The following is a 12,273-nucleotide window of genomic DNA, read 5'->3' on the forward strand; positions in this document are numbered from 1 at the left end:
GTGGTTTTTTAGTTAGTTCAACAATTAGTATACAATAGTCTGTATAGCATGTGCCGGAATAGTAATTGTCGTTTTTTCTGTTTGATTTTCTAAAGAATAAACAATTTCTTTTTCAGATTGATTCATTACTACAGTAATCAATTGTCCGTCAGAATTTTTAAAAGAAGTACTCAATAAAGATTTGTCACTTATGGTTTCAAGCACTCTTTTTGCGTTTGGTCTGATAAATTTCGAAAAATGACCAATATAATAATACATTGGAGTATAAATTAATTCATCTTTTGTCGTATTGGCATGGATTGGGGCAAAACAGAAATTGCCAACATGATTAGGGCCTCCGTTCTGATCTAAAAGAATGTTCCAGTCTGTCCAACCAACTGTTCCGTTATTAAAATCATGAATCATGTTGATTCCGTAACGTTCTGCATTTCCCCAAAACTGATATTTTGAAGCATCAAATTTTTCGATACAGCCTTCTGTAAAAAGCAGGTTTTTGTTTGGAAATGCTTCGTGAACTTTTGCTACAGACTCGAATTGAGGAGGGCCTCCGTTCCATGTTTCGTACCAGTGAAATCCAATTCCCCATACGTATTTAGAAACTTCAGGATCTGAGAAAACAAGATTTGCTCTTTTGGTTAACATATCTCCACGATTATGATCCCAAATAATCACGTTTTTAGAACCTAATCCTTCTTTTTCTAAAGTTGGGCCAAGATGATTTTTAACAAAATCTCTTTCAGCTTCTGGCGTATAGATGCAAGATTCCCAGCTTTGTTTTGCCATTGGTTCGTTCTGAACGGTTAAACCCCAGATTGGAATTCCTTCTTTTTCGTATTCTTTTATGAATTTGGTGTAATACAATGCCCAAGCTGGGGCAAATTCAGGCAATAAAACGCCGCCGTGCAAAATATCATTATTGTCTTTCATGAAAGCTGGGGGACTCCATGGGCTAACAAATAACGTTAGTTTCCCGCCGGCTGTTTCAATTGCTTTTTTGATTAATGGAATTCTATATTTTCGATCGTGGTCAATATTAAAAGTCTTTAAATCTTTGTCTCCTTCGGAAATATAAGTATAGCTGTCACTGCTGAAATCACAGCTGTGAATGTTTGTTCTTGCCAAAGAATATCCAATACCTTTATTTTTATCGTAATAAGCAGTTAAGAATTCCTGCTTTTTTTTTGGCGATAATTTTGCAAAAACTTCTGCACTTGCATCTGTAATTGCTCCTCCAATTCCGAGGAAGGTTTGGTCTGTTTTTTCAGGATTTACAGTAATAGATACTGTTGTTGTTTTTTGTTCTGTAGTGTTGTTTTTTAAAATTAAATCATTTGATAATGATAATTTCAAACTGGTATTTTCTGCGGTAGTATAAACCTTTATTTTATTATTTTTCTGAGCTGTTATTTTCGAGGTAAAACAGCTTAATTGCATTAAGACAAAGGCTGATAAAAATATTTGAGAGGTAACTTTCATGCTGCTTAAATAATCGTTTTAAAATTAAAAGCAAGAGAAGACTAATATGGATGATTCAAATTAGTCCTCTTCATTACTTTACTGCAAAATATTAATAAACAAGTGTTTGTATAGCGTGTGGCGGAATTTTCACTTCTGCCTTTTTATCTCCAATAATCAAATTGTAGGTAAGGTCGTTTGCTGATTGGTTCATAACAATAGTGGCCATGGTTCCGTCAGCATTTAAAAAAGAGGTACTCAATAAAGCGCTTTTGCTTACTGCTGTACTTACTCGAGTAGCATTTAGACGGATAAACTTTGAAAAGTGTCCGATGTAATAATAAGATGGCGTGTAGATTAATTCTCCTGTTGTTGTATCTGCATGAATTGGTGCAAAACAGAAATTTCCAACATGATTTGGTCCTCCAAACTGGTCTAAAAGAATATTCCAGTCTGTCCAAGCAACTGTCCCGTTATTAAAATCATGAATCATATTGATTCCGTAACGCTCTGCATTACCCCAAAATTGATATTTTGATGCATCAAATTTTTCGATACATCCTTCTGTGAACATAAGTTTTTTATCTGGATAAGCTTCATTTACTTTTCCGACATTATCAAACATTGGTGCTCCGCCTGACCAAGTCTCATACCAATGAAATCCCATTCCCCAAACATACTTTGATGCTTCTGGATCAGAGTAAATTACGTTAGCACGATAATTCATTAAATCACGGTTGTGATCCCAAACAATGATTTTTTTATACCCAAGATTTTCTTTTTTCAAAGTTGGTCCAAGATAATTTTTGATAAAATCTCTTTCAGCTTCAGCTGTATAAATACAAGATTCCCAAGTCTGAACAGCCATTGGCTCATTTTGCGTAGAAGTTCCCCAAATCGGAATTCCTTCTTTTTCATAAGCTTTTATAAACTTCACATAAAAATTTGCCCAAGTCTGATAATATTCTGGAAGCAAGGTTCCTCCTTTTAATACATTCTTGTTGCTTTTCATAAAAGCATTTGGTGACCAAGGCGCTACATAAGTTGTAAGCTTTCCACCCGCTTTTTGGATAGCTTGTTTGATTAAAGGAATACGATATTGTCTATCATGATCAATAGAAAAAGTCTTCAGATCTTTGTCTCCTTCTTCGATATAAGAATAGCTTCCACTGCTAAAATCAGAACTTTGAATTGTTGTTCTTAGCAAAGAATAGCCTATTCCTTTTTGTTTATCGTAGTAAGCATCTAAAAATTCTGCTTGTTTTTCTTTTGAAAGTTTAGCAAATATTTCGGCACTAGCATCTGTAATAGCTCCTCCGATTCCCATAAAAGTCTGAAACTTTTTAGCTGGCTGTACAAAAACAGAAGTTTCTGTTTCTAAGGGTTGTTTTGCGGCAGAAAAAGTCAAATTATCTGTTGTGGTCAATCGTAACTTTGAGTTTTCTGCGGTAGTATAAACGGTTATTTTTTTGCCGTTGGTTGTAAACTCATTTTTTGTTTTTGGCTGTTGTGCAAATGCTGCAGCAGCAAACAAAAGGCATAAAATTTTTAGGCTATTTTTTTTCATTCGCTTCCAATTATTATATTTTTATTTGAAGTTTAGAAGAAATCAAAAAATCGAGTTCTACCCTTTGAGGATTTAAAAAATAGCCCATACTCATAATGATTATGGGCTATTTACAACCAAACTTAAACTTAAACTTAACTTAACTTTTTATTTTCCTCTAAATTCAACTTTAGAAACAGTGATACCGTCTGGCGTAAACTTGTTTCCTCCTGAACGAATTAATAGATATATTTTCCCTGATGCAGCGAATTTCACTACGTTAGAAACAGTTCCTGTTTTGTCATTTTTAACGCATCCTACTTTAGAAAGCATTCCTGAAAATTTAGATTTTGCGCAGCCGTCCCAAGTACTTAATCCCATAACTTTGTTGTCTTTGTACTCTACTCCAGATTGAGGAACAGATGTACCTGCATACACCTCAAGCCATGTTTCATCTGAACCGCTAGGAGAACTAACAAACATATCTATTGTATATTCTTTATCTTTTATAACATCAATTGCTTGATAAATTCCTTCTTGAGCCCATCCTCCAGGAGAATGAATTGTTGCACTGTTATTTGCAAATGACCAAAAAGCAGCTCCTGAAGCACTAAGATTCAATACAGTCCATTTTGCTTGATCTTCAGCGGTAGTAAAAGTACCTCCTTGCACTAAATTCCCCTTAAGAGGATCTGTTTTTGCAACTACTAACTCTTTGGAAGCGGTAGCCTTACTTCCACCAGTACCAATGGCAGTTTGTGTAATTGTATAGGTTCCAGCATCAGGAAAAGAAACTTCCTGTACTCCTTGCCCAATAAAATCTCCATCACCTGTATTCCAAATTGATTTTAGAACTTGACTCGTTTTTGCAACCAAATTATAGGTATTTACCTTACCTTCTACAGGAACAATATCAAAAGTTGCATCAAGATTTTCATTCGTTAATCCATTATTAACAAAAGAATCCTCTGGCTGGCAGCTTGTAAATCCTAGTACAGCAGCCATAAAAAACAATAGTAAAAATCTTTGTTTTTTGTTTAAATTTATTTTCATATGTTATCTTATTAACTGTTAGTAATTAGGATTTTGAACTAGTGCAGTGTTCTCTAAATCTTTTTGCGGAATTGGCCAAACTTCATTTTTACCAGCAGTAAATCCGCTAGAAGCAAGAACACTTGCTGCTTTTCCAGTTCTTACTAAGTCAAACCAACGATGTCCCTCACCTGCCAATTCTAATCTTCTTTCATTCGCGATAGCGTCTAAAGAAACTGGCACAGAAGCCAATCCAACTCTAGCTCTAACTGCATCTAATAAAGCTTGTGCTCTAGATCCTGTTCCGCCTAAAGCTTCTGCTTCCATTAAATAAGTATCAGCTAAACGAATTGCATATGTATCTTGTTTATAATTTAAAGCTTGAGCTCCTCCTCCTTGAGAAGAATCTGAATTTAAAGGCATAAATTTCTTCAAGAAATACCCAGTATCCTGATCTCCTGGAGCATAAGTTGCTGTACCTGCTGCTTTTAAGGCTAACATATCAACAATTGTTGCATCAAAACGTGGATCTCCTTTTAAAGCATTGTATAAACTTGGCGTTACAGGATTAAAGCTCCATCCAGAAATATAATCTGGCACAGTAGTTCCTGTTCTACCAAATCCTCTTGGTCCAACCATGATATTAACAGAGTTCCCTTCATCGGCTGCGCCTCCCCAGAATCCCCAGTCTGCATTACTTTTGTCTGTATGCATAATTTCGATAATGGCTTCTGAGTTAAATTTGTTACTAATCACCCACAAATCAGAGTATTTATCTAATAATTTGTAACCATACTTACTAGTTCCGCCTGGTGTACCATTTACCTCTGCAAATTCAGCTGCAGCTAAAGAATTTTTACCTTCATATAAATATACTTTTCCTAGTAAAGCCTGAACCATACCTTTAGAAAAACGCCCACCTTCTGATGCAACATCAATTGTATTTGGAAGAGCTGCTTTAGCCTCTAATAAATCTTTCTCAATTTGTGCATAAATTTCTGCTGGATCAACTTGAGTACTTTTATATCCTTCAGCTGGCGAAATTGGAACTAGAATTAATGGCAAGTTTCTAAAAGTTCTCACTAATTCAAAATAGTAATAACCACGTAGTGCTTTTGCTTCTGCTGTGAAACGGATTTTTTTAGCATCAGACATATCCACACCATCCATTTTTTGCAATAAAATGTTTACTCTCGCAATTCCCTGAAAAAAATCCCCCCAAAAACTTCTTGGCATATTTATTTTGTCCAGTTTATAATTATCAAAAGCATGTATCCCAGCACCATCCCCAGGACCTCCTCCTCCAGCATAAAAATCATCTGATCCAGCATTTAGCATCGTGATCATATTTTCAAAACCTTTAGATTGTTTTCCCATTATATCGTAAGCGGCAACCAGACCCGAAAATGCTTCTGATTCATCTTTATAATAATTATCTACTAACGGAAGCCCTTTTGGGTCTACTGTTAAAAAGTCTTCACCACAAGAAGAGCTAAGTAGCAACAATCCAACTGCGACGAATGAATATCTTATATTTTTAATTTTCATGATTCTTAATTTTAAAATTGTAAATTAACCCCTACCATTACAGTTCTTGCTTGTGGATAATATCCTTTATCAATACCAAAAACTCCTCCTCCAATCTCAGGATCATATCCAGAGTATTTTGTAAATGTTAATAAATTTTCTCCAGTCAAATAAAGTCTTGTTTTCGAAAGACCTGCTTTTGCAACAACATCACTTGGCAAATTATATCCGATTTGAACGGTTTTGATTCTCCAATAATCTCCATCTTCTAAATAAAAATCTGATGGGTTTGAGAAGTTTTTATTAGTATCAACTGAAGAAATAATTGGATAAGAATTTGTAGAACCTTCTCCTGTCCAACGCCCTAAAGCTGAAGTTTGAAAATTAGCATCATTAATATCTAGACGACGTAAACCTTGGAAAATTTTATTTCCGATTGCTCCTTGAGTAAAGATTAACAAATCAAAGTTTTTATAATCTAAATTGATTGTGAAACCGTAAGTATATTTTGGAAGTGGGCTTCCGATGAAAGTTTTATCATCGTCAGTAATCGTTCCATCTCCATTAAGATCCTGCCATCTAAAATCTCCTGGTCTTGCCGCTGGCTGGATCAAACCTCCTGAAGCATTTGTATAAGCATTAATTTCTGCTTGATTCTGAAAAATTCCTTGTGTTTTAAATCCGTAGAAAGCGTTATAAGTTTGTCCAACTTGTGTTCTTGTAACAGGTCCCATATTTTGGAAAGAAGCATCACCTGAAATAAACTGGATATCTTTACCCAAATTAGTCACTTCATTTTCTAAGTAAGAAATATTTCCACTAATGCTGAAACCAACCTGCCCGATTTTTTTACGATAAGAAAGTTCAAAATCGATACCTCTGTTCTCCATATCAGCAACGTTTGCGGAAGGTTTACCATAACTACCGATATGACCAGGCAAGTCAACTTCTTGTAAAATACCGTAAGATTTTTTCACATAAAAATCAGTAGTCAAAGATAAGTCATTGAAGAATGTGATATCAAAAGCAACGTTAGCCTGGCTTGTTTCTTCCCATTTCAAATCTGGATTTGCAGGTGCATTTGGGCTATTACCTACAACTACTGAACCTTGGTTTCCTAAAGTATAGTTTCTTCCTGTACCAATAGTTGGTAAGAATTTAAAATCTCCAATAGCATCACTACCTGTAATACCATAACCTCCTCTAAATTTAAGTTGTGTTACCACTTTATTTTCCGGCCAGAAATTTTCTTTTGTTGGTACCCATCCTAAAGAAAACGATGGGAAAGTTCCGTATTTGTAATTTTGACCAAAACGAGAAGAACCGTCACGACGTATTATACCAGTAAATAGATATTTTTCCTTATAATCGTAATTCGCTCTAGCAAATAGCGATGTTACTTTATGTGCAAAACCATTAGAAGCAGTAGCTTCAATATTGTCTTGCGGGTGTTTATCTGGCCAAGTTGCATCGTCAAAATTGGTGTATGGGATGTCTTTATAAGTAACTGTAGATCCATATGTAATATTATCAACATATGCACCTTGTCCTGCTAATACCGTAAAGTTATGATCATCAATTTGTTTAGTATACGAAACAGTGTTTTCAATATTCCACCCAAAACCTCTATTAGTGTTTCTTGATAAACTATTAATAGGGTTTATAGTTGATGAGTTAAAATAAAATACTGGTGTAAAAGTTTCTGAACCCCAATAAGACAACTTACCTCCTAATGTACTTCTAATTTTTAAACCTTTAATTGGCTCAACTTCTAAATAGGCATTCCCTACAAAATTATCAGCCCAGCTATAATTACCAAGTCTTGTCTGAATATATGCTAAGGGGTTACTCATTTCCTGAGTTACTACTTGAGATACTCCATAAGGATTTCCGTTCGGATCTCTTAAAATATAGTCTTGATTATATGGATAAGCCGCCGCCATAGTTGGATCAGTAACGATAGCTGGTGTAATTGGATCTAAGTTAATAGCAGAGCTTAATGGTCCACCATACTCATTATTTGTATTTCCAATTCCAGCATTCTTTTCATGAGAATATCCTAATGTTTGACCAAAAGTTAATCCCTTTACGATTTTGTGCGTTGAGTTTAAACGAATGTTCTTTCTGTTATAGTTTGAGATAGGACTAGCAACAATACCTTCTTGATCTAACAATCCAAAAGATACATAAAAAGTTGATACATCATTTCCTCCAGATAAACTTAATTCATGACCTGTTCTTTCTGCATGATCGTTAAAAATAGTTTTTTGCCAATCTGTTCCCACTCCATACGAAGACATGTTTTTATATGGCAAATCATAAGGTTTTGAAAGATCATTATAGCCATTTGCATACCTTTCATTCATAATGGTAGCATACTCCGTAGCATTTAATAAATCAAGTTTTCTTGCTGCAGCAGAAAATCCAGTGTACCCATTATAGTTTACACTCATTTTTCCAGATTTACCTTTTTTAGTTGTGATAAGGATAACCCCAGCTGCTGCTCTAGCACCATAAATAGCCTGAGAGGCTGCATCTTTTAAAACCTCCATAGAAGCAATATCTGACTGATTCAAATATCCAATTCCTCCTGAGTCCACAATTACACCGTCAACAACCCATAAAGGCTCGTTATTTCCAAAAGAAGTAATACCCCTTACTCGTATTGTAGAAGAAGATCCAGGTTGTCCCGCATTTGCAGCAATAGTAACCCCAGAAACCCTACCTTGAAGAGATTGTTCAACCCTTGTTATTGGCAAATCTTCTAAATCTGATGCTTTTACACTAGAAATTGCTCCAGTTACAACTGATTTCTTTTGAGTACCATATCCGACAACAACAACCTCATTTAAAGATTGTGATTCAGGTTTTAATTGAATTGAAATTTTTGTTCTTCCATTTACAGCTTCAGTTACTGTACTATAACCAATGAATGTAATTGTTAATGTTCCATTTGATGGCACTTGCATTTGAAATTTTCCGTCAAAATCTGACGCTGTCGATTTCGTAGTGCCTTTTAATAAAACAGTAGCGCCTGGAACAGGCAATCCATTTTCATCATTTATTATTCCATTTACTGTGACATCCTGAGCCACAGCTATAACCGAGAATAATAAAGATGAAATACAAAAAACAAGTAGTTTTGTTAATTTCATTTTTCTAAAAATTTTGGTTAATTAATTAGTAATTTGATGCAATACTAAAACTAAATTTTTACTTTTCACATCTAAAAATCATTACAAAAACACATCAAAAAGAAAGTTTTAATATTATAAAAACACATCAAAAAAAACATAAACTACTGTTTTACAATTATTTAAAAAAGCAATAAATAGTACTAAAGAAAAGTTAATTTTTATAAATAACACTACACTATAATTATGCAACAAAACTTTATTGAAAATTATTAAAACTACAACGTGATAGTGTTAACAACAAACACATAAACACCTATAATACAATAAATTAAAACAAAAGCAAATCTAATTTTTACAAAACCTAAAAAATAAAGAATACTATATTTTTACCCTACTTTTTTTACATTATTGACAATAATTTTTATTGAAAGAATTGTCTTATTTTTAATTAATTCGTAAGAAACAATTTACTTTTTAAACGATTTAAAAGCGAAAAATTGAAAAATTTCATCTTAGAAAATCAAAGAAAAAGTCATTTTCAAAACAAAATGAGGTGCTAAAGTCATTTTATAATATCTAATTGTAAAATCCTTAATCTGTCTTCTATTTAAGTATACTTACCTGAGAGTGTAATTAATTTGTAAAACAAGAGATGCAACATATCTAATAAAACATCAAGAAGAAATAATAAGTGTTTAACTTTTACTTCTTAAAATCTTAAATAAATGCCCTAAACAAACGGAAATAGGATCTAATCAATGAATAAAGCCTAGAAATTGAATTAAATGAGAGTTTTTTCTCTTTATATTTATTTATGCCTGTGTTTTATAATTATTTGACGTGTATAACTTATAAGAAAAAAAATAGCCCATAATCGAAATTATGGGCTACCCAGGCAATAAACTTAACTTAAACTAACCATAGTTTAACTCTTAAAATACGCTACGTTTTATCAGGACGAAGCGCCGAATGTTTGAAATTCGAAAAAGAAATCTTTTAGTCTTCCTTTTTCGAAATAACTAACACAAAATATTCTTTATTCAGGTCTATAAACAAATGTCCAACCAGTTCCTGGATCTTTTAAGCTTCTCGGTACATATAATACTAATTGATCTTCCGTAAGGGTAATAACATTATATTCATTCGCCGTGTTTCCTGCTTCATATCCTAAAATTTTTGAATCTGAAATGAATAACTTTTTGTTAGCGATATCCAAAACAAAGCTTCCTTTCTCAGCTGCTGAAGTAGCTGTCTCGTAATGCTCATAATTAGCAGCACCATTTAAGTCAAAATGCATTTTACCATTTACATCTAAAGGAGGACAACAATCTCCTGCATTCCACCAAAAACCCATAGCTGAATCGGGGTTATCAGGAGGCGACATAAACCAGTACAACTCGCCCGTTCCTGCAGCACCATCAAAAACCCATGTTTTTCCTGCGGCAGTATTAGTACTAACTAAATCATACCAATCTTGTTCTAATGGAGTATCCAATTTATCAATCTGTACATCCAAAGTTTTAGTAAAAAACTCACCACCCAAAGATCCTACAAATGTAAAAGTCGATTTACCAGGTATTGGATAGACAATTGTCACTTCATTGGTCAGGGCTTTACCCAAGTTATAGTTCCAATACCCAACTACTCCTGGTGTATCCATGGTCAGAGTAATTTTATTACCGCCAGGCGTACTGTGAGTAACTTTTAAATCAACCCCTTCAACGTCTGTAGAATTCGTCAAATGCTGCTCATCTACTATGGGGTCACACGCTGAAAAAACAAGCGCAAACACAGCAATTAGTAAATATTTTATATTATAAGTTTTCATCTTTCTAATTATTAATAGTTATTAATATTACCAACCTGGATTTTGCGTATAAACTCCGTTTAATATTCTCATCTCTGTTTCCGGAATTGGAACTAATCCTTTAGTCTCGGGTCTGTATTTTACTTTGTAATTAGCTTCAACACCAGAATTTCTAACTTGGATTACATCATCAAATGCAGTATCTACATCACCCCATCGAATCAAATCGAACCAGTGTAATCCTTCAAATGCAAGTTCATGCAAACGCTCCTCTTTTATTGCTTCAAGCGAATATCCAACAGGATCTAATTTTGCTCTTGCTCGTACTAAATTCAATCCCACTGCTGTTTTAGTAATTTCAGAATGCATTAATAATACATCTGCAAAACGCATATAAATAAAATCCTGAGCGTGCATTAACTGTATCTCTGCATTATTCCAAGCATACATTTGAACAAACATACCTTTATTTGTTCCCGTACCGTCATTATGCTGTAATGAAGTATATTTTTTATTAAAATAACCCGTTTCATGATCCCCTTTATCTCTTGCATAAGTTGCTGTCCCTTGCTCTGCTTTTCCTACTTCTAGTATTGATCCTTTTTTTCTAGGGTCAAGATCCGACCATCCTGCATACAACTTTGGATTTACAGTACACCATCCCCATCCTTCACCAAAAGGAACTAAAGAATTACCACGTAATGAGCTATATAAAACAAGTCTATTCGTATAAATATATCCCGTATTGTCACTCCAATTCCAATCGCCAAAAGAAAATCTTTGTACAAACATGGTTTCTAAATTACCCGTTCCAAAAGTTGGGGTCATACCATCTTGCCCAACCCATGCAAGCCCTTCTGCAGCGGCCCAAGGCAACACATTGCTTCCTGCGCTTTTATTCACATAAGAATAAGGCCAAAGGTTTCTAAAATCTGAAACCAATTTATATCCACTATTGTTAATACAATCATCCAAATAAGCTGACACCTGTGTTGCTGTTATACTGCCACCCCCTACAAGAGGCAAATCTGCAGTAGCCTGTTTTTCAATATTGGTCATATAGCCTGTATAAAGTAAGAATACACGTGCCAGATATGCTTCAGCAACCCACTTATTAGCATGTCCATATCTAGATGTAGGAAGACTAGTAAAAGGTGTCGCGGGCATCGTCTCTATCGCGGCTTTCAGGTCTGAAGCTATAACAGCAAAAGTTTCTGAGTAAGTTGATCTTGCCACATATCGATCTGCATCGTAAGTCATGATTAGTGGCACCCCTCCAAAAAACTTAGCTAATCTGAAATAATAGAACGCTCTCATGAACAATGCCTCACCTAATGCCTGCTTTTTAAAGTTTTCTGCTTCGATAGCAGTTTTAAAATACGAAGAGAAATCTGTTTTAGGAACTGCTTCTATAATAGCATTCGCTCTTGAAATCCCATTATATGATTGCTTCCACATATCATGGTAGGTATCTTCAACCGGGTCTTCAAAATTATCAACCCATTTTGCTGTTTTATCGTCAGGGCCACCGCCGCCGAGCATCATATTATCCATTAAGTTAGCGGCAATTTGCTCTTCACTGTGAACTCCTACAGTATAAAGAGCATTGTAAACACCTGACATTGCTTCTTCGATGTCTGTTGGACTCTTGTAGTAAGAATTAACATCTTTCTCTCCGAGATTATCCTGATCCAGATAGTCATCACAACTGGTTGCGATAAAAACTATTGAAACTGCTATAATATATTTAAGTTTTTTCATTTTGATTG

At 34.5% G+C, this 12,273-nt stretch carries 7 protein-coding genes; all 7 read right to left on the bottom strand.

The genetic code is table 11. The features are described from left to right. Nucleotides 1-24 precede the first annotated feature (24 nt). Nucleotides 25-1,476, bottom strand: a complete 1,452-nt coding sequence (locus ABXT06_RS10820; protein WP_354590776.1) for a glycoside hydrolase family 30 protein — start codon at nt 1,474-1,476, stop codon at nt 25-27. A 91-nt stretch (nt 1,477-1,567) separates the two neighbouring features. Further along, entirely contained in the window at nt 1,568-3,022 is a 1,455-nt protein-coding gene (locus ABXT06_RS10825) for a glycoside hydrolase family 30 protein (RefSeq protein ID WP_354590777.1), read from the bottom strand. 147 nt (nt 3,023-3,169) lie between these two features. Next, complete coding sequence (locus ABXT06_RS10830) at nt 3,170-4,006, bottom strand: hypothetical protein (protein ID WP_354590778.1); 837 nt, start codon at nt 4,004-4,006, stop codon at nt 3,170-3,172. A 66-nt stretch (nt 4,007-4,072) separates the two neighbouring features. Further along, nucleotides 4,073-5,581, bottom strand: coding sequence for a RagB/SusD family nutrient uptake outer membrane protein (locus ABXT06_RS10835; protein ID WP_354590779.1), 1,509 nt, complete (start codon nt 5,579-5,581; stop codon nt 4,073-4,075). A gap of 11 nt (nt 5,582-5,592) precedes the next feature. Further along, nucleotides 5,593-8,715 carry a SusC/RagA family TonB-linked outer membrane protein gene (locus ABXT06_RS10840; RefSeq protein ID WP_354590780.1) on the bottom strand — a complete coding sequence of 1,041 codons (3,123 nt, stop codon included), beginning with the start codon at nt 8,713-8,715 and terminating at the stop codon, nt 5,593-5,595. A 1,018-nt stretch (nt 8,716-9,733) separates the two neighbouring features. Further along, complete coding sequence (locus ABXT06_RS10845; RefSeq protein WP_354590781.1) at nt 9,734-10,438, bottom strand: hypothetical protein; 705 nt, start codon at nt 10,436-10,438, stop codon at nt 9,734-9,736. Nucleotides 10,439-10,552: 114 nt separating this feature from the next. Beyond that, on the bottom strand, nt 10,553-12,265 hold the full coding sequence (locus ABXT06_RS10850; RefSeq protein WP_354590782.1) for a RagB/SusD family nutrient uptake outer membrane protein: 1,713 nt from the start codon (nt 12,263-12,265) through the stop codon (nt 10,553-10,555). Between the last annotated feature and the right edge of the window lie 8 nt (nt 12,266-12,273).

Source organism: Flavobacterium sp. UW10123, from assembly GCF_040538975.1.
Classification (GTDB): Bacteria; Bacteroidota; Bacteroidia; order Flavobacteriales; family Flavobacteriaceae; genus Flavobacterium.

Coding starts and splice junctions, on each gene's coding strand:
- ABXT06_RS10830 (WP_354590778.1), bottom strand. CDS start 4,006: ATGGCTGCTGTACTAGGATTTACAAGCTGCCAGCCAGAGGATTCTTTT.
- ABXT06_RS10840 (WP_354590780.1), bottom strand. CDS start 8,715: ATGAAATTAACAAAACTACTTGTTTTTTGTATTTCATCTTTATTATTC.
- ABXT06_RS10850 (WP_354590782.1), bottom strand. CDS start 12,265: ATGAAAAAACTTAAATATATTATAGCAGTTTCAATAGTTTTTATCGCA.
- ABXT06_RS10835 (WP_354590779.1), bottom strand. CDS start 5,581: ATGAAAATTAAAAATATAAGATATTCATTCGTCGCAGTTGGATTGTTG.
- ABXT06_RS10825 (WP_354590777.1), bottom strand. CDS start 3,022: ATGAAAAAAAATAGCCTAAAAATTTTATGCCTTTTGTTTGCTGCTGCA.
- ABXT06_RS10820 (WP_354590776.1), bottom strand. CDS start 1,476: ATGAAAGTTACCTCTCAAATATTTTTATCAGCCTTTGTCTTAATGCAA.